The sequence below is a fragment of the Klebsiella sp. CN_Kp073 genome (assembly GCF_040065495.2).
Taxonomy (GTDB): Bacteria; Pseudomonadota; Gammaproteobacteria; order Enterobacterales; family Enterobacteriaceae; genus Klebsiella; species Klebsiella aerogenes.
The window spans coordinates 2,398,019-2,419,658 of record NZ_CM198051.1 but is presented as its reverse complement, the minus strand read 5'-3'; the positions used below and the strand labels follow the sequence as shown (position 1 = coordinate 2,419,658).

The following is a 21,640-nucleotide window of genomic DNA, read 5'->3' as shown; positions in this document are numbered from 1 at the left end:
GCCTCCTTAAGCGCTGTGGCTGAGGGCGCTAACCGCCAGCGCTTTACTGAACCGCAACCGGCCATCATAGGGCGGCCGGCTGTACTCTTCCGGGTCGCGAGCGAGGTCAAACTGCGCCTCATACCCCTGGCTTAAATAGAGCTTTACCGCTTCCGGCTGACGAAAACCGGTGGTGAGAAAAATATGGCTATAACCTGCCAGCACCGCCCGACGCTCCAGTTCTTGTACAACCCTGGCGGCCAGCCCCTGTTGACGCAGCCGACGATGCGTCCAGATCCGCTTAATTTCCGCGGTGTGCGTGTCTTTCGGCTTGTAGGCGCCGGTGGCGATGATTTCGCCGTCACGCTCCAGCACAATAAACAGCCCCTGCGGCGGCAGATACCATTCGGTTAACTCTACTTCCGCATCACGAGAAAAATAGTCGCCGTAACGAGCGGCGTACTCGGCAAACAGGCCGCTAATAATCGGCTGTAATTCCGGCGCGTCCGGAGAAATATCACGAAATGCTTCGCTCATAGCGCCCCCTGTTAATCGCCCAGCCCGGCGGGGTTGATTTCCGATTGTGGAATACTCTCCACTCCCTCGCCCCAGCGGTTGAGCACTTTGGCATAGTCACCGCTGGCGATAGCGCCGTTGAGCGCCGCCTGTACGGCATTAACCAGCCCGCTGCCTTTCTTCAGCGTCACCGCGATATGCGCCGCCTTCGGCCACCCGCCGTCCACGCTGCCCACCAGCTTGGTTTTGCCAGTAAGGGCCGCTTTCCAGGCGCCTATGACGTTAGGGCCGAAGAATGCGTCGGCGCGGCCCGTTTGCAAAGCCAGCGTCTGCGCGGCGTCGTCTTTGGTATAGACCGGTATAAACGGTTTAAGCCCGCGCTTAACGTTTTCCGCATTCCATGCGAGTAAGATTGCCTCCTGATTGGTGCCGGAGCCGACGATAATCTTCAGCCCGGCAATATCTTCCGCTTTGTCGATCTTGTTCAGTGGGCTGGTGCTTTTAACGTAAAAACCCAGCGAATCTTTACGATAAGTGGCGAAATCGAACTTCTCTTTGCGCTCTTTGGTGACGGTAATATTGCTGATCGCGGCATCATATTTGCCGGAGGCGACGCCGAGCGGCCAGTCTTCCCACGAGGTCGGAACAACGTTGACTTCGAGGCCGAGGCTGTCAGCCACCAGACGCGCAATATCCGCCTCGCTGCCGAGCAACGTTTTGTTATCATCAGAAAACACCGTCAGCGGCGGCGAGTTCAGCGCCGCAACCGCGACGGTAAATTTCCCCGGTACCGCCAGGTGCAGATCTTTCGGCAACAGCGCAATTGCCTGCGGATTTTTTGCCGTATGAATCGGGGTTTTATTGGCTTCCAGGCTAACCCCGGTGCCATTGATATTGACGTCCTGCGCCCACGACGGGGCGCTAATTGCCAACGCGAAGGCCAGCAATAGCGTTGATTTCTGCATAGCGCGGTTCTCTTTTATTATTTTTCGAATTGGTTAATGGGCAAATCCAGCCCCAGGCTTTCCCGCAGCGTGGTGCCTGGATAGTCGCGGCGGAACAATCCGCGCGCCTGCAGCAATGGCACCACTTCATCAACAAAACGCGGGAAGGTTTCCGGCGTGCCGCCCTGAATAATGAAGCCATCGGCGGCGCGTTGTTCAAACCACAGCTGCAGGCCGTCGGCGACATCGCTGGCCGTGCCGGAAAAGCGCGGGCGCGGGCTGGCGGCCTCCAGCGCCACCTGGCGCAGGGTTAATCCCCGTTCACGGGCATTGCGTTTAATCTCATCGGTGGTGCTGCGAAAGCTGTTTTGCCCAAGATCGCCAATATCCGGGAAGGGTTCATCCAGCGGATATTGCGCAAAGTCGTGATGCTCGAAATAGCGCCCCAGGTAATTCAACGCGTCGTCGATCGAGACCAGCGCCGCCGTGGTCTGGTATTGACGCTCCGCATCCTCCGCGTCGTCACCGACGATTACGCTGACGCCCTGGAAAATATGCAGTTGATCCGCACTGCGCTGATAGGCAGCCAGTTGGCTTTTGACATCCTGATAAAACGCCTGCGCCTCGGCTAATGATTCCTGGTGGGTAAAAATGGCATCAGCGTGGCGAGCGGCTAATTTTTTGCCGTCATCGGAGGCGCCTGCCTGGAATATAATGGGCCGTCCCTGTGGCGTGCGGGCAATATTCAAAGGACCAGCGACTTTAAAGAAATCGCCATGATGATTAAGCGTATGCAGTTTATTTTTATCAAAAAACTGGCCGCTCTCTTTATTACGCACAAAAGCGCCGTCTTCCCAGGAATCCCACAATCCTTTAACCACCTGAAGATATTCGTCGGCGATACGATAGCGCAGCGCATGATCGGGATGCTGGGCGCGGGAGAAGTTTTTCGCCGAGCCTTCCAGCGGCGACGTCACCACGTTCCAGCCGGCGCGCCCGTGGCTTAAATGGTCAAGACTGGCGAACTGTCGCGCGGTCGTGAACGGTTCGCTATAGGAGGTGGAGAGCGTACCGACCAGCCCCAGACGATCGGTCACCGCCGCCAGCGTTGATAATACCGTTAACGGCTCAAAACGATTTAAAAAGTGCGGGATGGATTTTTCGTTAATATATAACCCGTCGGCGACAAAAATAAAATCGAGTTTCCCCTGCTCGGCTTTTTGCGCCGTTTCTTTCACAAATTCAAAATTAATACTGGCATCCGCCAACGCCGCCGGATGACGCCAGGCGGACATATTTCCCGAGGCGCCATGTAAAATCGTCCCCAGACGTAATTGCCGTTTTTCAGACATAGTGACCCCTTACCCTGTCAAAAATTAAATATGGTGTAATGCCTGTTCCGCCAGATCCGCGAAATAGCGCGCGGCTGGGGCAATGACGTTTTCATCCGGATTAAAAGCCGGGTGATGCAGGCCAAATTCGCTGGCGCTACCTATGCTGACGAAAGCGCCCGGAATATGCTGCAGATAGACGGCAAAGTCTTCGCCGCCCAGATGTAAATCGGCGTGATGCGTGCGATAACCGAAGCGGTCGGCCGCCGCGCTGGCGAACGCCGCCCAGCGCTCATCGTTAACCAGCGCCGTTGGCCCGGCATACCAGAAGACATCGATTTGCGCGCCAAAGGCGCTGGCGAAACCGGCGGCGATTTCGCTGACTCTCGCCTTAACCCGCTGCTGCACCTCGCTACTGTGGGTGCGCAGCGTCCCTTCGAGCTCCACGCTTTCCGGCAAGACGTTCCAGGTATTCCCCCCCTGGATCCGCGTCACGCTGAGCACCACCGAATCCAGGGTGTTCACTTCGCGACTGGCGACGCTCTGCAGCAGCGTCACCAGTTGGCTCGCCAGCAGGATGGCGTCTTTACCTTCATGCGGCCGGGCGGCATGCGCCCCTTTGCCGGTCACTTTGAATACGAAGCGATCGACGTTGGCATAAAACGGGCCGCCGCGGGTGGCGAATTCGCCCACGGGTAAATTGGGCTCATTGTGCATGCCGAAGATGGCCGATACGCCGTCAAGCGCGCCAACGCGGATCAGCGTTTTGGCGCCGCCGAAACTCTCTTCCGCAGGCTGGAACAGGATCCGTACCCGCCCCGGCAGTTGCGCTTCTCGTTCCTTTAACAACAACGCCGCGCCAAGCATCACGCTGGTATGTATATCGTGACCGCAGGCATGCATGACGCCTGGATTTTGCGAGCGGAACGGCAGCCCGGTGGCCTCTTCTATCGGTAGCGCGTCGATATCCGCGCGGAGGGCGATGATTTTATCGCCGCTGCCCACCTCCGTGACCGCCCCGGTGGTTAACTCGTAAGGCAGTAACGGTAGGCCGCCGCTTTGCAACCAGTCGCGAATGCGCGCGGTGGTTGCTACTTCCTGTAAGGATAGTTCCGGATTTTGATGCAGTTCGCGCCGCCAGCTTATCAACTGTTGTTCGAAATTCATGGCGTCACCTCCACGCCAGAATGCGCCTGCGCCAACAGCCCCAGCGACTCCAGCCGCGCCCGGCCCTCAGCAATAGGGGTATCGATAATAAACTCATCAATGCCCCATTGCGCCTGAAGGGCATCGAGTTGTGCTTTAACCTCTTCTGCGGTACCGAACAACAGCGAGGACTCGCGGCGCTCAATCCGCGTGGGCGGGCTACCGGCCTGACGGGCGAAGGCTGCCGCCTGAGCTTCACTACCCACCGTTACCCGCTGGCCGTTTGTCAGTTCAACGCCCCAGACCTCTACCTGCTTCGCCAGTTCAGCGGCGCTGGCGGCGTCTTGCGCAACGATAACCTGTACGGCCACGATCACCTCCCGGCGGCTCAATTCGCGCCAGTTGGTTAACACTTCCCGCAACAAGTTTTTATCGCCATTGAGATGCGCGGCAAAAACAAAGTTCCAGTCCAGACTGGCCGCCAGGCGGGCGCTCTCGACGCTGGCGCCGAGCAGGAAACCGTCCGCACGGCGCGGCGGGATAGGCGTTGCGCGCAGGCTCTCCTCGCCCTGGCTTTCGGTCAACGTTAGCCAGTTATCAAGCTGGGCAAGCTGTTCGGCAAAACTGCCCTTCTCATGCTGATGGACGCCCTGTTGCAGCGCGCGAGTGGCAAGCGGCAGACCGCCTGGCGCCTTGCCAACGCCGAGATCGACGCGTCCTGGCGCAATACTGGCGAGCAAATTAAAGTTTTCGGCGACTTTGTAAGGGCTATAGTGCTGCAGCATCACGCCGCCGGATCCGACGCGGATCTGCCGGGTTTGCCCGAGGATCCAGGCAATCAGCAGCTCCGGCGACGGACTCGCCAGCTGTTCCGCGTTGTGATGCTCGGCAATCCAGAAACGATGATACCCCCAGCGTTCTGCCTGTTGCGCAAGCGTTAACGTACGCGCCAGCGCCTGAGCGGCAGTTTCGCCGGGAGCAAGAGGACTTTTATCCAGGATACTGATTCGATAAGACATTTCGCAGGCTCGTTTTAATTAACATGCCTGCATTATTAGAATCTGCAGCGCGTACTGAGAAACAATTTATTCACATGTACTCTGCCGGAAATTAGATATGCGCAATAAGAGACGGGTCCAATATGGTCTCTTCGTGGCGGATCTGCCGGACAAGGTTTAGACTCAATTCCCAGCCATGAATCAAATTCATCAATGCGGAATAATGATGCTAAAAGATAACTTCAACGATCTCCTGTCGTTTATGGTAGTCGCCCGCGAACGCAGTTTCACCCGCGCCGCCGCCCAACTTGGGGTGTCGCAATCTGCGCTGAGCCATGCGATGCGCAACCTCGAGGCCCGGCTTGATGTTCGCCTGCTGACCCGTACTACCCGCAGCGTCGCCCCCACCGACGCGGGTGAAAAATTGTTCCAGAATTTACGTCCACATCTCACGGAAATTGAACGCGAGCTCAGCGCCTTGAGGGATAACCGCGACCTTCCGGCGGGTAATATTCGCCTTAACGCCGGCGAACACGCCGTCAGCGCGGTTTTGTGGCCGGCATTGAAGCCATTTATGTTGCGTTATCCCGATATCAATATCGAAATTACCGTCGATAACGGCCTGGCCGATATCGTCGATGGCCGCTTTGACGCCGGTATACGTCTCGGCGATCAGGTGGCAAAGGACATGATTGCGGTGCGCATCGCCCCGGACATGCGCATGGTCGTCGTGGGCTCGCCTGATTATCTTCAACGCCACGGCACACCGCAGACGCCTTATCAACTGGATCAGCATCGCTGTATTAATATACGGCTACCGACCCGCGGCGGGCTCTACGCTTGGGAATTCAGCGACAATAATAAAACCTTCCAGGTTTATGTGGACGGACAACTGACGCTGAATAGCTTGCCGCAACGCATTGATGCCGCGGAATCCGGTCTCGGCCTGGCCTATGTCCCTGATGATTGCGTCGAGGAGGCGCTGGCGGCCGGTCGATTAGTGCAGGTTCTCGAAGACTGGACGCCTACCTTCCCTGGTTATCATCTGTATTACCCCAGTCGCCGGCAGCACACCGCTGCGTTTGCGCTACTCGTCGACGCGTTGCGTCATTGAACTCATTGATATTTAAGTAAGTGCTGTAGCGAAATGTTTTACGTGCGTCACTATCACGTTACGTGTAGGATGCAGCGCCGTGTATGGTTTATCTCTACGACAGAATAGTGAGAAAGCCAGCACGATGTATCGCCGCTGCGCGATACGACAACCACTCATGGACATTGACAGGAAAATGGGTACATCAATGAATAACAAACACACTGACGCGGCGGAACATCATGCCGCGAAACGCCACTGGCTCAACTCGCACGAATCGGGTTACCACAAAGCAATGGGCAACCGTCAGGTACAGATGATCGCCATTGGCGGCGCCATCGGTACCGGTCTGTTCCTCGGCGCCGGGGCGCGTTTACAAATGGCGGGTCCGGCGCTGGCGCTGGTTTATCTGGTTTGCGGTATCTTCTCCTTCTTCATCCTTCGCGCCCTCGGCGAACTGGTTCTCCATCGCCCCTCCAGCGGTAGTTTCGTCTCTTACGCTCGTGAATTCCTCGGTGAAAAAGCCGCCTACGTCGCCGGCTGGATGTATTTCGTTAACTGGGCAATGACCGGTATCGTCGATATCACCGCCGTCGCCTTGTATATGCATTATTGGGGCGCTTTCGGCGATGTTCCGCAGTGGGTCTTCGCTCTTGGCGCGCTGGCGATCGTCGGCACCATGAATATGATCGGTGTGAAATGGTTCGCTGAGATGGAGTTCTGGTTCGCGTTGGTAAAAGTACTGGCTATTGTCGCATTCCTGGTAGTCGGCACGATTTTCCTCGGTACCGGAAAACCGCTCGATGGCAATGCCACCGGCTTCCATCTGATTACCGACAACGGCGGTTTCTTCCCCCACGGTCTGTTGCCGGCACTGGTGCTAGTTCAGGGCGTAGTCTTCGCCTTCGCTTCCATCGAGCTGGTGGGTACCGCGGCGGGCGAATGTAAAGACCCGGAAACCATGGTACCGAAAGCGATTAACAGCGTGATCTGGCGTATCGGCCTGTTCTACGTCGGTTCCGTCGTGCTATTGGTGCTGCTGCTGCCGTGGAACGCCTATCAGGCAGGGCAAAGCCCGTTCGTCACCTTCTTCTCGAAGCTCGGCGTACCATACATCGGTAGCGTGATGAACATCGTGGTATTAACGGCCGCCCTCTCCAGCCTGAACTCAGGCCTGTACTGCACCGGGCGAATTCTGCGTTCGATGTCGATGGGAGGTTCAGCGCCGAAGTTTATGTCGAAGATGAGCCGCCATCACGTCCCTTACGCCGGGATCCTCGCGACGCTGGCAGTCTACGTGGTGGGGGTTTTCCTCAACTATCTGGTGCCGTCGCAGGTATTTGAGATCGTGCTTAACGTCGCATCCCTGGGGATTATCGCTTCATGGGGCTTTATCGTGATCTGCCAGATGCGTCTGCGTAAGGCTATCAAGGAAGGCAAAGCGGCGGATGTGAGCTTCAAAATGCCGGGCGCGCCATTTACTTCATGGCTAACGCTGCTGTTCTTGCTGAGCGTACTGGTGTTGATGGCATTTGACTACCCGAACGGCACCTATACCATCGGGTCCATTCCGCTGCTGGCGGTGCTGCTGGTCGCAGGCTGGTTCGGCGTACGTAAACGCGTGGCTGATGTTCACAGCACGGCGCCGGGCGTTGAAAAACGCTAAGCGCTTTTCCATAACGGTTTGCCCCTCAGCGGGCAAACCGTCACCGAAAAATTAATTATCTTCCACCAGTTGAGCAACGTCGCTGCTGTTGATTTCGCGTTTGTTGCCAGACTCATCAATATAGCTGGTCATGCCGGTCTCTTTATCCAACTGCGGTTTGCCGTGGGTCACAATAGTTTGCCCACTTTTTGTCGTCATGACGTAATTAGAGCTGCAGCCTGCCAGAAGCGCCAGCATTGCCGCCGCGCAGATCACCATATATGGCTTTTTCATAATTTCTCCAGAATGATTACCACTCTCCCGCCGCGCGCGGGAAAAAGTAAGTGTATAACCTTTATAGTAATCAGGCTAATAGCGGTTTGTAACAGAGGATGAGACCCGGAGTAAGGAGGGGTCGCCCCCTCCCTGGGGATTACAGGGCAATGCGGATTACGTCGTCCGGCGCGGTGGCCTCTTTCTGACGAGTTGACTCCTGCTTCACGCTAACAAACAGCGTTTTTCCATCGGCGGACAGCGCCAGGCTATTCGGGAAGGTCGGCGTTTTGAAGGTTTTGACAACCTTATAGGTCTTAGCATCAATGACGCTGACTTCACCCGCTTTGCGATGGGTGACGTAGACTTCGTTGCGGGCCGGGTTAAACAGCACCGCTAAAGATTCCGGCGCGGCGATTTTTTGCAGCACTTTCCCGTCACGAATATCCACCACCAGCATTTCCGGCTGCTTGCTGTCGGTAATGAAAGCGCGGTGACCGGCTGTATCCAGACTCAGGTTCAGGTAGAAATGCTCCTTACCGTCATCCTGCAGCTTCTTACGCGAGAGGATCTTATTGCTATCGGTATCGATAGTCAGCAGTTCGCCATCGGCATTGGTGGTGTAAAGACGTTTAGCGTCAGCATCGAGCGCCAGCCCGGTGGCCATCGCGCCGGTATTGGCAATGGTATCTTTCAGCGTCAGCTTGTCGCCATCCACCACCCAAATCACGCTCTCTTTACCCAGCCCGGAGATATACACGGTATTGGTTTTCTCATTCACCACCAGCTCACGCGGCTGCAGCGGGCGCACGGTATCACTACGTTTACGGTGATCGAGCACCAGTCGCCCTTTCACCGCGCTGGTTTTGGCATCTATTGCGGTCACGCTGCTATCAACGGTGTTGCCAAACCACAACGTCTGGGTGGTGTTATTGATGGTGGCGCCGAACGGTTTCAGGTCGTTATGAATAACCTGGGTGATGTCGAGCGTGGTCGGATCCAGACGATAGACGATACCGCCCTTATCCAGCGAACGGCTTTGCGAGGTGGCAACCCACAGCGCATTTTCCTGCTGGCTATACGCCATTTCGTACGCGCCTTTACCGACCGCTTTGCGCAGGAGCTCCTCGGCGGCGTGGGCGCTGAAGCTGCCTGCCAACAGTAACGACGTTAATAACAGAGAACGACGCAGACGCGGCGCGGATAACTGACGTAATGACATAACGATTCCCTTTATAGAACAATTAATTACTGGTTAGAGATGGCTTCCACAGCGTGAAGGTTAACTTCACTCTTTTTGTAAATGAGAATAGTAATCATTATTTATCGTAATGTGGAGCGTTAATTGCCTTTTTTGGTTAAAAGAATCACCTTTACTTGCCATTACTTAACGACCGGTTAGTTAATTCTTTTCAAAGAATTTACAAACGGTGTAACATATATACATATATTCCATTTGGTACGTTTCTCTTTGCGAGTCGCTCTGATGAAGATTATTGCCATGCGCACGGTCGCGCTCCCCGCTTTATTACTCCCTCTCGTCGCCAACGTGCACGCCAGCACCAACGACGAACAAACCATGGTCGTCACGGCGACGCCTACCTCGGTTTCCGAACTGGATACCCCTGCCGCCGTCAGCGTAGTGAATGGCGATGATATGCGTCAGGCCGCCCCGCGAATTAACCTCTCGGAATCGCTCGGCGCGGTACCCGGTTTGCAGGTACAAAACCGGCAAAACTATGCTCAGGATTTGCAGTTGTCGATTCGTGGTTTCGGTTCCCGCTCCACCTACGGCGTCCGTGGCCTGCGGCTATATGTAGACGGTATCCCTGCCACCATGCCCGATGGCCAGGGGCAGACATCGAATATCGATATCGGCAGTATCGATAGCCTGGAAGTGTTACGCGGACCTTTTTCCGCGCTCTATGGCAACTCTTCCGGCGGCGTAATTAACGTCAATACCCAAACCGGCAGCCAGCCGCCGACCATCGAGGCCAGCAGCTACTACGGCAGCTTCGGTACCTGGCATTACGGACTGAAAGCTACCGGCGCCGTCGGCGACGGTAGCCAGGCAGGTGATGTCGACTACACGGTATCGACCAACCGTTTCACCACTCATGGTTCTCGCGATCACAGCGGCGCGCGTAAAAATCTCGCCAACGCCAAATTAGGCGTGCGGATTAACGACGTCAGTAAATTAACATTGCTATTCAATAGCGTGGATATCAAAGCTAATGACCCGGGCGGATTGAGCTACGAGGAGTGGCAGAATAATCCGCGCCAATCGCCGCGCGGCGATCAATACAACACGCGTAAAACGGTGAAACAGACCCAGGCCGGGTTACGCTACGAACGCCAGCTTAGCCAGCAGGACGATCTGAGCGTGATGATGTACGCCGGCGAGCGCGAAACCACTCAGTACCAATCAATCCCGATGGCGCCGCAGCTGAAGCCCTCGCATTCCGGGGGCGTCATCGATTTAACTCGCCATTATCAGGGGATCGACACCCGCTGGACCCACCGCGGTGAATTACTGGTGCCAGTGACCTTTACCACCGGTCTTGATTACGAAAACATGAGCGAACGACGTAAGGGCTATGAAAACTACGTTCTGGTGAACGGCGCGCCGCAATACGGCGAACAGGGCGACCTGCGCCGTAATGAACGCAATCTGATGTGGAACCTGGATCCGTACCTGCAAACCCAGTGGCAGTTGACGCAGAAACTGACCCTAGACGCTGGCGTCCGCTACAGTTCGGTGTGGTTTGACTCTAACGACTATTACGTCACTCCGGGTAACGGCGACGATAGCGGCGATGCCAGCTACCACAAATGGCTGCCAGCCGGTTCATTGAAATATGCCGTCACGGATGCCTGGAATATCTATCTTTCCGCCGGGCGCGGTTTTGAAACGCCGACAATCAATGAACTCTCGTATCGTTCCGGCAATCAGAGCGGATTAAACTTCGATCTTAAACCCTCCACAAATGAAACCGTGGAAATTGGCAGCAAAACGCGGATAGGCAACGGACTGTTCACCGCCGCGCTGTTCCAGACCGATACCGACAATGAGATTGTGGTCGACTCCAGCAGCGGCGGCCGCACCAGCTATAAAAACGCCGGTAAAACCCGTCGTCAGGGAATGGAACTTGGCCTCGACCAGCAGTTTGGCGATAGCTGGAAATTAAAAGCGGCATGGACCTGGCTCGATGCCACCTATCGCACGAACGTTTGCGGTTCGTCAGACTGCAACGGCAACCGCATTCCGGGCATCGCCCGCAATATGGGCTATGCCTCTTTCGGCTACCAGCCGGAACAGGGTTGGTACGCAGGGAGCGATATCCGTTATATGGGCGACATTATGGCCAACGACGCCAACACCGCCAAAGCGCCATCGTGGACCGTGGTTGGCCTGACCACCGGCTATAAGTGGAGCTACGGGAAAATGGATATGGATCTGTTCGGTCGCGTCGATAACCTGTTTGACCGTAATTACGCGGGCTCAGTGATTGTCAACGAATCCAATGGTCGTTATTACGAACCAGCGCCGGGCCGTAACTTCGGCATCGGTATGAATCTCGCCTGGCGTTTCGAGTAACTACGCCCGCCGATGGGTGATGATAAAAAAGGGATCCCAATAGGGATCCCTTTTTGATTCCACCGCAGTCTGTTAGAACGCGCTTCTCAAGGACAATTCGAAAATAATTTTTTCCGCCTGGCAGGAGAAATTCACCGCCGCGTCCAGTTTCGCCTCATTACCCACCTGCTCAATCGTGTAATCTACGGACGGCGTTTCGCTGGCGGCGGCAACGGCGCGTTCGCGAATGGCCGCTACCGCGGACTCCGCCTCTTCACGGGTAGGGAAAAATTTCTCGACCCGGTAAACGCAGTCTTCGTTATCGATAATGGTGCCAACATCAATGGCGCAGCCTTTGGTACTGCATTTATCAACTACATCTTTCATCGCATTAACCTCTTAAGTTTCCTTAAGGATAAAAAGCCGCTCGCGGAAAAGCAAACCATTAATAAAAGTATGGATTAGTCATTTTGTTGGTTAAAGGCGGCGAAAGCGCCCCCGCACGCGTCTTCGGGGGCGTTAGAGAAGGCGGTGACGTTACTCGTCCGCTGCGACGTTAATCACCACTTTGCCGAAGTTTTCTCCCTTCAGCAGGCCAATCAGCGCCTGCGGCGCCTGCGCCAGGCCATCAATCTGCTGCTCGCGATATTTGATTTTACCTTCCTGTACCCAGCGCCCCATTTGCTGCTGGAACTCGGCAATGCGATGGCCGTAATCCTGGCCGATGATAAAGCCCTGCATACGAATACGTTTTTTAAGGATCGTCGCCATCAGCAGCGGCAGCCGATCCGGTCCATCCGGCAGCGAGGTGGCGTTATAGCCGCTAACCAATCCGCACACGGGGACCCGCGCCGCGGTATTCAGCAACGGCAGAACCGCATCAAAGACTTTACCGCCGACGTTCTCATAATAGACATCGATTCCCTGCGGACACGCCTGCGCCAGCTGCTGGCTGAAATCCGCAGCGCGGTGATCAAGACAAACATCGAAGCCTAACGTCTCTACCGCATAACGACATTTCTCGGCGCCGCCGGCAATGCCGACGGTGCGGCAACCCTTAAGTTTGCCAATCTGCCCGACGGTGGCCCCCACCGGCCCGGTTGCCGCCGCTACCACCAGCGTTTCGCCCGCTTTCGGCTGGCCGATGTCCAGCAGCCCCATATAAGCGGTAAATCCCGGCATACCTAACACCCCCAGCGCCCAGGAAGGGTGTTCAGGATTGTCACCGAGCTTAACTAAATCGCTACCATCGGAAAGCGCATAATCCTGCCAGCCACTATAGCCAAGCACCCACTCACCGGGTTTAAAATCAGGGTGATTAGAGCTCACCACACGGCTTACCGTCCCCCCGACCATCACCGCGCCAATGTCCACCGGTGGCGAATAAGAAGGCGCATCGCTCATCCGTCCGCGCATATAAGGGTCGAGTGACAAATAAATAGTCCGCAGCAGGATCTGGTTCGCCCCCGGCGTCGGCAGATCGCCCTCTTCCAGTCTGAAATTTTCGGCGGTAGGTTCACCGTGCGGGCGTGAAGCCAATATCCAGCGGTGGTGGCGTTGTGGATTAGCGGTCATAGCAAACTCCTCTTGTTAACGGCCTGTACTGAGGCTAGCCGTTTTATGCTTAACGCGCTTTAACATTATGAGCCGGATTGATTCAGGCGTACCACCAGATAGACGCAAGTCTCGCTGGACTCATTGATAAACCGGCAATCGTTGGGCGGCCCCAGTTCCAGACAATCCCCCGCCTGCATCTGATGGCGAGTATTCCCTTCAACAAAAACTAACTCACCCTGCTGTAGCCAGATGAGCTGTCGCGCCAGCGCGTACGAAGAAGCGGGCATCGGTACATCGCTGCCAGCCGGCAACTCTATTTGCACCAGGTCGATCGGCAGATCGCTACGCGGCGAGACGTGCCGGCGCAAATAGTGGCTTTGCGGATCGCGCCACACCGGCTGGTTGGCAAAGCGCAAAAGCTTGCCCTCCTGCATCTCTGCACGCGCAATTAACGTCGACATACTGATGCCAAACGCGCCAGAGAGACGGCCCAGCATCGCCGCGGTGGGGCTACTCTCGCCACGTTCAATTTTATGCACCATTGCCCGCGAGGCCCCGGCGCGTTCAGCCAAATCGCTCAACGACCAGCCGCGGGACTCGCGTTCGATACGAATGCGTGCGCTAATGCGCTGGTTGAGGTTGTCTTCTATAGTATTCATGGCGTAACAATATAGTGCGCACCACCGTATTACACAACTGTCCGCTATCCCCGACACTGCGCGTTCTGTGTAAAATTTATTGCTAAAACTGATGACAGCCTGCCGTTCATTATTGTAATAATACCGTACTACTATAGTGTACAGACTTTGAGGCTTTCTATGTCCATCCGCCATGCCAGTAAAGACGATTGCGCGGCGATCGCCGAAATCTATAATCACGCCGTACTGCATACCGCTGCCATCTGGAATGACAAAACCGTCGATACCGATAACCGTATTGCCTGGTTTGAAGCCCGGCAGATTGCCGGTTATCCGGTGCTGGTGAGTGAAGAAAACGGCGTGATTACCGGGTACTCCTCGTTCGGCGACTGGCGCGCATTTGACGGTTTCCGCCATACCGTTGAACATTCGGTGTACGTCCATCCCGATCATCAAGGTAAGGGAATCGGCCGCAAGTTGTTAGTCGCGCTTATCGCTGAAGCGCGGCGTCTGCACAAACATGTGATGGTGGCCGGAATTGAATCCCGCAATCACGCTTCGTTGCATCTTCATGAAACCCTGGGATTTATCACCAGCGGGCAGATGCCGCAGGTGGGGACTAAATTCGGCCGCTGGCTGGATCTGACCTTTATGCAGCTGCAGCTCGACGATCGCCTGGTTCCGGACGGCGAGGCATGAATCAGTCGCTCACCCTTGCCTGCCTGATAGCGGCGGGTGTCGGTCTGGTGTTGCAAAACACCCTGATGGTCCGCATTACCCAATCCGCCTCGACGATTCTTATCGCCATGTTGCTCAATTCGCTGGTGGGAATTGTTATTTTTGTGACTATTTTGCTATTGCGCCACGGCGCGGCAGGTTTTCAGGAACTGGCGCTGAATATCAAATGGTGGACCCTCATCCCCGGCCTGCTGGGTTCGTTTTTCGTCTTCGCCAGCATCAGCGGTTATCAAAACGTAGGGGCGGCGACGACCATTGCGGTACTGGTGGCCAGTCAGCTGGTAGGCGGATTGATTATTGATTTGATTCGCGCCCACGGCGTGCCGATTAGGGCGTTAATCGGGCCAGTATGCGGGGCGGCGATGCTGGTGGTCGGCGCCTGGCTGGTCGCCAGACGCCAGTTTTGACGTCACCCTTAAAGGATCTCGCCGCCTTTGGTTAACTGTTCGCGGCGCGCTTCCTGATCTTCATGATGTTGACGCCCGTGATGGGCTATCGCCGTGCGCAGGCGCTGCTGCTGGGTATAGCGTTCTTCACGGCCCAGTTCAGCATCATCGCTTAACGCAATCAGTAGCTCGTTCATATGGCTAATCACGCCCCCGGCAATGGTCTCATCGACCCTGGCAATGACATCGTCCAGATGGGCCATCCTGCTCTCCTTTTTGATCAATTCAGCTTCGCTTTGGAAAAATCGCTTCCCATCAGACTCACGCTGTAGCCGCTGACGTTGCTGCGGGTGGCGTAGAAAGTTTTACCCGTCGCCAGCGTGATCCATGGCGCCTGCTGATAGAAAATTTCCTGAGCCTGTTGGTAAAGTTTGGCGCGCGCCTGCGGATCGCTTAGCAGAAGCGCTTTTTTCACCAGCGCATCATAGGACTTATCGCACCAGCGCGCCACGTTAGAGCCAGTTTTGATATTATCACAGCTCAGCAGCGTGCCGGCGAAGTTGTCCGGGTCGCCGTTATCGGACATCCAGCCAAACAGCGCGCTATCATGCTCGCCCTTGCGCATCCCGGAAAGGTATTCGCCCCACTCATAGCTAACGATTTTCGCTTTAATGCCGACTTTGCTCCAGTCGTTCTGAATCATTTCAGCGACACGCTTCGAGTTCGGGTTATACGGACGCTGTACCGGCATCGACCATAGGGTCACTTCTGCGCCCTGCTCCAATCCCGCCTGCTTAAGCAGCTCTTTCGCCTTCTGCGGATTGTAGTCGTAATCCGGTAAATCCTTCTTGTAACCGAGCATATTGGCCGGGATCGGCGATTTCGCCACGTTGCCGGAATCAAGGAAGACCGCTTTCACAATCGCCTGTTTGTCGGTGGCGTAGTTCAGCGCCTGACGTACCAGCACGTTATCAAACGGTTTCTTTTCAGTATTAAATGCCAGATACCCCACGTTCAACGCTTCCACCGCGTGTAGCGCCAGATCTTTATTCCCTTTAATCACCGGGAACTGTACCGGCGATGGTGCGGGAATAATCTGGCATTCATTGGTCTGCAGCTTAGCCAGACGAGTCTCAACGTTCGGCGTAATCGAGAAGATCAGATGCTTAGTCGGCACCTCGCCTTCCCAATAGTGCGGGTTGGCAATATAGCGGATTTGTGAATCCACTTTGTACTGCTGGAGCGCATAAGGGCCGGTACCGATAGGCCAGCTATCGACGTATTCCGGCGTTCCTTTTTTCAGCATCGCATCGGCATATTCCGCAGAAAGAATCGAAGCGAAGTCCATTCCCCAGTCGGCAAGAAACGCCGCGTTGGGCTCGCTCAGCACAAACTGAACGTGATAATCATCGATCTTCTTCACTTCTTTAATCAGCTTATCAAGACCGACGTCGTGGAAATATTCATAATTGCCCTGCGACACGTTGTGATAAGGATGCTGCGGATCCTGCTGGCGCAGCACCGAGAACAGCACATCATCCGCAGTGAAATCGCGGGTCGGCTTAAAGTATTTATTGCTGTTGAACTGCACGCCTTTACGCAGCGTAAAGGTCCAGGTTTTACCATCCGGAGACACTTTCCATTCGGTCGCCAGCGACGGAATCGGCGTGTTTTTAAGCGGGTCGAAGGTAATCAGGCGGTTATAGAGCACCTGTGAGCTGGCAACGAAAGAAGGGCCAGAGCTGGCGATTTGCGGGTTAAAGGATTCCGGCGAGGCTTCCGAGCAGTAGACCAGCGTGTCGTTGGATGCCGCCCACGCGGCGCCGGCCGGTAACAGCGCGCTTAGGGCAAGCGCAAGTAGTGATTTCCCTGTAGACATGGTTATAAACCTTATAAATTTGTTATATGCCTACTAATAACAGCATAGCGGAATACAACCAGCAAATAATGAATCGCTATTAGATTCACACTTTAACTCATAAGGTTAGCGCTGTTTGCTTTGCTTAACGTCACTATCATCAGCGACTCCCGCACCGGTACGACAAAATGATTATTTACGACTAAGATCCAATCGCGTGCCGCATTGTCCCATTTCAGTCAAAGGAGCGTTACATGACGAATTCGATTTATCAGCCTATCACCCTCAACGATCCGCGGTTGTTGCAATTTGCCGAAGAGTTGAATCCTGGCGCCAGTCCAATCTATCTCCCGGTTATTGATAAACCGGGGCCCGAGGGAAACGCCTACTGGAACGTCAGCGCGGCGATCGAACAGGTCGGTGGAAAAATGCTGCTGGGCTGGGAGATAAACTACTGGCCGGGCTGTTTTCTGGTCGCAACGCATCACGCCGCCTTACAGGCCGACGATGGAGGGATTTATGATGTAACCCGACGTTCGCCAGCGGCGGCAGTACCCACCGTTAATCTATTCGTTCCCGACGACTCAATTGCTATTGATCTTGATAAAACGCCGGCCGTGAAATCACGATTTTATATATTGCATACCGCCGCGCAAATTACGGACTATCTCAGGGCTTATGACAATCTCAACGCTTTTGAGAAAAAGCTAAGCGATAGGCTTTATGAGATCGGCTATCGCTGTGAAACAAATAAAGCGTTGGCGAGCGGCGTCGTCGGCACAACGCCTGCCTTCGTGGAAGGCAGTTCGGTCGATATTGACGAAATAAAAATGAATATTTCCGAGTTAAGCTGGATTTTAAAAGATAAAATTAAAAGACTAAAACAATATTCTGACGCGCTACAGGAACAGCCATTACATTAACTATCCTCTGTGGGCTGTGGCGAATAGATTGTGTTTGCTGCGGCCCATGTTCGCCGTTCTCATTATTGTACTAAGTTGTGACCCGCTGAGAAATCTGCAAAAAAATTGTGCGATAACCGCCCTTTCGCCGCTACGCAATGAGGTAAGGCGGTAGACTCGACGCTCCGCAGACCAATGAGGTTACGCTAATGACAATAACCTGCAGCTTATATAGCGGCGGCCGCTGGCACGATGCCGAAGGTCACGCCACTTTCACTCGCCGTTATCCGCAACATAGCGAGATAGCCTCTACCGCCGCAGCGGCGAGCATCAATGACGCTCGTCGCTGCGCAGAAGCAGCCGCCGCCGCATTCCCCTCATGGCGCGACACCATCCCCTCCGAACGTCGCCGGCTGTTGTTGGAAGCCGCCGAGCAAATGCAGCGTAGAGAGGCGAAATTTATCGCTACTATGGCGGCGGAGACCGGCGCGACAGCGCACTGGGCCGGATTCAATGTACACCTGGCGGCAGATATTTTGCGTGAAGCCGCGGCCTTAACCACGCAAATCGAAGGTCAAATTATTCCCTCCAACGTGGCCGGCAATCTGGCGATGGGCGTACGTCAGGGGGCCGGCGTGGTGCTGGCTATGGCGCCGTGGAATGCGCCGCTCATTCTGGCGACCCGTGCCATCGCCACGCCGCTGGCCTGTGGCAATACGGTTATCCTTAAGGGCTCGGAACTCTCACCGGCGACGCAAAGCTTAATCGTCGATGCCCTCGCGGCGGCAGGATTTCCCGATGGAGTAGTGAATTATCTTACCTGCTCGCCAGCCGATGCGCCTGCGCTGGTGGAGACGCTGATAGCTCACCCCGCCATAAGACGCGTCAATTTTACCGGGTCGACCCCGGTTGGGCGCATTATTGCCCGCACCTGTGGAGAACACCTTAAGCCTGCGATACTGGAGCTGGGCGGCAAAGCGCCTCTACTGGTACTGGATGATGCCGATCTGCAGCAGGCAGCGGCGGGCGCGATTTTCGGCGCTTTTGCCAACGCCGGACAGATTTGTATGTCCACCGAACGCATTATTGTCGATGAGAGCATCGCGGATGAGTTCGTCGCATTAATCAGCCAACGCGCTTCCGCACTACCTTCTACGCTTCTCGGCCCGGTGGTCGATTTGAAAACGGTACAACGCTGCAACGCGTTGATTGATGATGCGCTAAGTAAAGGCGCACATTTACTCTGCGGTGGAAAAGCGGAGTCGACGCAGATGCGCGCCACCCTGCTGGATGGCGTGACGCGTGAAATGCGAATATGGCATGAGGAATCTTTTGGCCCGGTCAAATCGGTGATCCGGGTTAACGGCGAGGAAGAGGCTCTGGCCGTCGCGAACGATAGCGAGTACGGGCTGGCGGCAGCGGTTTATAGCCGCGATAGCGCCCGCGCCTGGAATGTAGCGCAAAACCTGCAAACCGGTATTTGCCATATTAACGGCCCTACCGTACATGATGAAGCGCAGATGCCGTTCGGAGGCTGTAAATCGTCCGGCTATGGCCGCTTTGGCGGGCGCGCCGGGATCGCTGAATTCACCGAGCTTCGCTGGATAACCATGCAAACTCGGCCACGCGAATTACCATTCTGATTTCCCGCGATGCTTTCAGACCAGCCCGGCAATCGCGCGCGCCAGCGCGGCCGGGTTTTCCCATGCCATCGAATGCCCCGCCTGTGGTATGACAGCCAATGCGATACCCGCAGTTTCGACGTCTTCCGCTTCCTGTGAGGGTAGCGATAAACTACCGTAGATAAGCGTTTTACGGCATTGCAGGTGAATAAAACGCTCAAACCACGAGGGAGAAGCGCCTACTACCAGGCTGGTAGCTCCCCGCCATAACGCCCACGGTGCGCTATTTTGTAGGCAACCTTTCCATGGGGACGTTTCTGCCGCCAGCATCGACTGATAGCCGTTGGCGATAAAATCATCTTCCGTCTGCCCGGCGATTTTACAGCTATAGAATCCCCCACCAGCATAGAGATTGGGCTCGGCGACAATTAAGGCCTCAACGCGTTTGCCCAGCCGCTGCGCTGCCTCAATAACCACACTGCCCCCCATACTATGGCCGTAGAGAATGCAGCGGCTGACCTGCAATTTGTTCAGCCACTCCACAACGACCGCAGCCTGGTCAGCAATTCGGTAGCCAAATTGAAGCGGTTTATCGCTGTAACCATAGCCTGGAAGATCAATTAGTAAGGCCCGGCGCCCATTCAATATAGGGTTAGAAACCACTGGCGGGTAATCGTATGAAGAGGCGCAACCTAACCCATGAATGAACACAATAGGGTCCCCCTGGCCTTGGAAATCAAACCAACGGACCGTTGCGCCGGCTAAATGCGAATAGAAGCTGTTCATCAGATGGCATCCTTATTATTTTTAACTGTATTTATATACAGCCATCAAGATAATTAGGCCAGCCATTTCTGTTGTTCAGAAAAGTGAAACCAGCAGTGCCATAGGAAAGCTGAACGGCCATGTCGCACCAATCAACAGCGCTGCCAGCAGCCGAATGCAGCGGCTTTCCTTAGTTAAAAACCAGCTTATCAACGCACAAATACAGCCCATTACGGCATAAAAAACCAGCATCTTCTGGTATAAAGTCATTTTTTCCTTCCCTGTCAGACATCGCGCAACACGCGTTATCCTGTCCCGCACCACTTAGTACGTCAGAGATCAATACTTCACAAAACAAGCAACTGCAAAGACCATGGAAAAACGGTTGATTCAGTGTTGTCCGATAGCGCAACTCTACGCCACCGACTATAAATGTAGGGGCTTACTCATAAAGGTGGCGTTATGGATGTTTCCAGCAAAACCGTAATTCTGATTAATGTCGGCGCAGCGCTTGCGCTTATTAGCCTGTTATCCGTTCGTTTTGGTTGGTTTTAGTAATTTTTCAGCAACTAAACCTAAAAAAGCAGCCTCAACGGCTGCTTTTTTTATGATTTAATTGTCGCGCGTTTCCCGTCGGCTTTCTGTTGAAGCACTACAATAGTCTTAAGACTTTCCGGGTTATATGACGGCAAGAAATTCAGCTTTTCGGTATCCCACTCGACCGCTGTACAAACCCCCTCAGTTGCCCCCAGGCTTTCACAACCGCGAATTCGCTGGGCAGGGAGATTGTCGTAAAGCATTGCGCTTACGCCGATGAGTAACAGGATAAATGCTAGCTTTTTCAAAACCGATTCAACGTCAGAATAACAAATTATGTAAAATTTTCTCATGAGCGAGGCGAAAAAGTCAAATCGCCTACACGATAACAACTGTCCCGTGGCGATTTCATTCAGAATTTAACATTATGGCTACAATTATTCCCTTCCTGGAGAGCATTTCTGAGGAGTGCGATCCTTTATGTCCCCCTTCTGCTAGCGAGAGGATATTTATTTCATTGGAAATAACAAAATGATCTGGCAATCCGCATACCGGATTATGGATAGCTAACTATACTTGGCTTTTATGAGGTGAGAATTTTCTTAAATTAGCGACTGCCGATAATCAGCAATCGACTGCTCAACCTTATGGTTAATGCGGAGTGTAGATTTCCAGGTGTTATTTTGTGCTCTATATTCCGGTAAGTGAAAGAAATTATTATTTGCAAACTCACGAACTTCCGCATAGGTTCATTACTATTAGTTATAACGTTTTTGCTTTTCCTGTTACTTATTTTTGAGGTCGCTTATGTCAGGAATACTTGCCCTGCTAATGGCTTTAGTCTTATTGGTGATCGCAATCTACAGTCTTATCTCTTATATTCGTGAGCGCCGCCACTCGGGCCTGCCATCAAAAAAAGACAAACATTGATTATTAAATCGGCATAAAAAGTCGATACGCAAAAAAAATCCCCGCATCATCCTGCAGGGATCAACAATTAATAGCATGCTTAGTTGTTTACACCCCATCCGGCGCTTATCTCCGGCACTCACAATGGCTTAGCTCTTGAAGGGGTATAAGAATACTCTCATATTACCCCTTATCTTTTTTAACATTTATTGCTATTGCAACTATT

Annotated in this window: 23 protein-coding genes; 9 read left to right on the top strand and 14 right to left on the bottom strand. The window is 54.3% G+C overall.

Translation table 11 applies throughout. The annotated features are described in order from the left end of the window. Nucleotides 1-6: 6 nt before the first annotated feature. From ABLV66_RS11615 to ABLV66_RS11595, 5 genes are read right to left on the bottom strand one after another with little or no spacing between them, the layout of a single operon-like run. Entirely contained in the window at nucleotides 7-516 is a 510-nt protein-coding gene (locus ABLV66_RS11615; protein ID WP_045394059.1) for a GNAT family N-acetyltransferase, read from the bottom strand. Between the two features lie 11 nt (nucleotides 517-527). Then, nucleotides 528-1,460, bottom strand: coding sequence for an ABC transporter substrate-binding protein (locus ABLV66_RS11610; RefSeq protein ID WP_032711723.1), 933 nt, complete (start codon nucleotides 1,458-1,460; stop codon nucleotides 528-530). 17 nt (nucleotides 1,461-1,477) lie between these two features. Next, nucleotides 1,478-2,791: an LLM class flavin-dependent oxidoreductase gene (locus ABLV66_RS11605; protein ID WP_020078686.1), complete on the bottom strand. Its 1,314-nt coding sequence runs from the start codon at nucleotides 2,789-2,791 to the stop codon at nucleotides 1,478-1,480. 24 nt (nucleotides 2,792-2,815) lie between these two features. Next, a complete protein-coding gene (locus ABLV66_RS11600; RefSeq protein WP_047067722.1) occupies nucleotides 2,816-3,937 on the bottom strand; it encodes an amidohydrolase in 1,122 nt (373 codons plus the stop codon). Continuing rightward, nucleotides 3,934-4,935, bottom strand: coding sequence for an MsnO8 family LLM class oxidoreductase (locus tag ABLV66_RS11595; protein ID WP_348876686.1), 1,002 nt, complete (start codon nucleotides 4,933-4,935; stop codon nucleotides 3,934-3,936). The genes ABLV66_RS11600 and ABLV66_RS11595 overlap by 4 nt, the downstream gene beginning before the upstream one ends. Nucleotides 4,936-5,140: 205 nt before the next feature. Here ABLV66_RS11595 and ABLV66_RS11590 point away from each other — a divergent pair, with 205 nt between their 5' ends. Further along, on the top strand, nucleotides 5,141-6,028 hold the full coding sequence (locus ABLV66_RS11590) for a LysR family transcriptional regulator (RefSeq protein WP_047048727.1): 888 nt from the start codon (nucleotides 5,141-5,143) through the stop codon (nucleotides 6,026-6,028). Nucleotides 6,029-6,215: 187 nt separating this feature from the next. Then, nucleotides 6,216-7,673: an L-asparagine permease gene (ansP, locus tag ABLV66_RS11585; protein ID WP_045382500.1), complete on the top strand. Its 1,458-nt coding sequence runs from the start codon at nucleotides 6,216-6,218 to the stop codon at nucleotides 7,671-7,673. A gap of 51 nt (nucleotides 7,674-7,724) precedes the next feature. Here ansP and ABLV66_RS11580 read toward each other — a convergent pair whose 3' ends face one another. Both ABLV66_RS11580 and yncE read right to left on the bottom strand, forming a co-directional pair. Further along, a complete protein-coding gene (locus tag ABLV66_RS11580) occupies nucleotides 7,725-7,946 on the bottom strand; it encodes a YgdI/YgdR family lipoprotein (RefSeq protein WP_015366425.1) in 222 nt (73 codons plus the stop codon). Between the two features lie 139 nt (nucleotides 7,947-8,085). Further along, on the bottom strand, nucleotides 8,086-9,147 hold the full coding sequence (gene yncE, locus ABLV66_RS11575) for a 7-bladed beta-propeller protein YncE (protein WP_316422355.1): 1,062 nt from the start codon (nucleotides 9,145-9,147) through the stop codon (nucleotides 8,086-8,088). A 264-nt stretch (nucleotides 9,148-9,411) separates the two neighbouring features. Here yncE and pqqU point away from each other — a divergent pair, with 264 nt between their 5' ends. Continuing rightward, a complete protein-coding gene (gene pqqU, locus ABLV66_RS11570; RefSeq protein ID WP_348876688.1) occupies nucleotides 9,412-11,523 on the top strand; it encodes a TonB-dependent receptor PqqU in 2,112 nt (703 codons plus the stop codon). 72 nt (nucleotides 11,524-11,595) lie between these two features. Here pqqU and ABLV66_RS11565 read toward each other — a convergent pair whose 3' ends face one another. From ABLV66_RS11565 to ABLV66_RS11555, 3 genes are all read right to left on the bottom strand, one after another. Continuing rightward, the gene (locus ABLV66_RS11565; RefSeq protein ID WP_316422358.1) at nucleotides 11,596-11,889 is read right to left on the bottom strand and encodes a DUF406 domain-containing protein; all 294 of its coding nucleotides are present in this window, start codon (nucleotides 11,887-11,889) and stop codon (nucleotides 11,596-11,598) included. A gap of 150 nt (nucleotides 11,890-12,039) precedes the next feature. Next, on the bottom strand, nucleotides 12,040-13,077 hold the full coding sequence (gene curA / locus ABLV66_RS11560) for an NADPH-dependent curcumin/dihydrocurcumin reductase (RefSeq protein WP_316422359.1): 1,038 nt from the start codon (nucleotides 13,075-13,077) through the stop codon (nucleotides 12,040-12,042). 65 nt (nucleotides 13,078-13,142) lie between these two features. Beyond that, nucleotides 13,143-13,718 carry a helix-turn-helix domain-containing protein gene (locus ABLV66_RS11555; RefSeq protein WP_015366420.1) on the bottom strand — a complete coding sequence of 192 codons (576 nt, stop codon included), beginning with the start codon at nucleotides 13,716-13,718 and terminating at the stop codon, nucleotides 13,143-13,145. A gap of 159 nt (nucleotides 13,719-13,877) precedes the next feature. Here ABLV66_RS11555 and ABLV66_RS11550 point away from each other — a divergent pair, with 159 nt between their 5' ends. Both ABLV66_RS11550 and ABLV66_RS11545 read left to right on the top strand, forming a co-directional pair. Next, entirely contained in the window at nucleotides 13,878-14,396 is a 519-nt protein-coding gene (locus tag ABLV66_RS11550; protein ID WP_063416018.1) for a GNAT family N-acetyltransferase, read from the top strand. Next, nucleotides 14,393-14,842, top strand: a complete 450-nt coding sequence (locus tag ABLV66_RS11545) for a DMT family transporter (RefSeq protein ID WP_063416020.1) — start codon at nucleotides 14,393-14,395, stop codon at nucleotides 14,840-14,842. Before ABLV66_RS11550 ends, ABLV66_RS11545 begins: the two co-directional genes overlap by 4 nt. A gap of 8 nt (nucleotides 14,843-14,850) precedes the next feature. Here ABLV66_RS11545 and ABLV66_RS11540 read toward each other — a convergent pair whose 3' ends face one another. Together ABLV66_RS11540 and ABLV66_RS11535 are read right to left on the bottom strand one after the other, a co-directional pair. After that, the gene (locus ABLV66_RS11540; protein WP_047048747.1) at nucleotides 14,851-15,084 is read right to left on the bottom strand and encodes a YdcY family protein; all 234 of its coding nucleotides are present in this window, start codon (nucleotides 15,082-15,084) and stop codon (nucleotides 14,851-14,853) included. A gap of 17 nt (nucleotides 15,085-15,101) precedes the next feature. After that, nucleotides 15,102-16,700 carry an ABC transporter substrate-binding protein gene (locus ABLV66_RS11535; RefSeq protein WP_348876690.1) on the bottom strand — a complete coding sequence of 533 codons (1,599 nt, stop codon included), beginning with the start codon at nucleotides 16,698-16,700 and terminating at the stop codon, nucleotides 15,102-15,104. A gap of 233 nt (nucleotides 16,701-16,933) precedes the next feature. On the opposite strand from ABLV66_RS11535, the gene ABLV66_RS11530 reads away from it, so the two are divergent. Further along, the gene (locus tag ABLV66_RS11530; protein ID WP_348876692.1) at nucleotides 16,934-17,602 is read left to right on the top strand and encodes a hypothetical protein; all 669 of its coding nucleotides are present in this window, start codon (nucleotides 16,934-16,936) and stop codon (nucleotides 17,600-17,602) included. Nucleotides 17,603-17,790: 188 nt separating this feature from the next. Then, nucleotides 17,791-19,224 carry an aldehyde dehydrogenase gene (locus ABLV66_RS11525; protein WP_047079088.1) on the top strand — a complete coding sequence of 478 codons (1,434 nt, stop codon included), beginning with the start codon at nucleotides 17,791-17,793 and terminating at the stop codon, nucleotides 19,222-19,224. A 15-nt stretch (nucleotides 19,225-19,239) separates the two neighbouring features. Here the strand turns inward: ABLV66_RS11525 and ABLV66_RS11520 are convergent, their stop codons facing one another. Continuing rightward, nucleotides 19,240-19,989: an alpha/beta fold hydrolase gene (locus ABLV66_RS11520; RefSeq protein ID WP_348876694.1), complete on the bottom strand. Its 750-nt coding sequence runs from the start codon at nucleotides 19,987-19,989 to the stop codon at nucleotides 19,240-19,242. 75 nt (nucleotides 19,990-20,064) lie between these two features. Continuing rightward, nucleotides 20,065-20,238 (bottom strand): GhoT/OrtT family toxin, encoded by a 174-nt coding sequence (locus ABLV66_RS11515; RefSeq protein ID WP_015366412.1) that lies wholly within the window; start codon nucleotides 20,236-20,238, stop codon nucleotides 20,065-20,067. A gap of 192 nt (nucleotides 20,239-20,430) precedes the next feature. Between ABLV66_RS11515 and yncL the strand changes: the two genes are divergently transcribed. Then, entirely contained in the window at nucleotides 20,431-20,523 is a 93-nt protein-coding gene (gene yncL / locus ABLV66_RS11510; RefSeq protein WP_064571558.1) for a stress response membrane protein YncL, read from the top strand. 789 nt (nucleotides 20,524-21,312) lie between these two features. Beyond that, nucleotides 21,313-21,435 carry a small membrane protein gene (locus ABLV66_RS11505; protein WP_072251384.1) on the top strand — a complete coding sequence of 41 codons (123 nt, stop codon included), beginning with the start codon at nucleotides 21,313-21,315 and terminating at the stop codon, nucleotides 21,433-21,435. Nucleotides 21,436-21,640 lie beyond the last annotated feature (205 nt).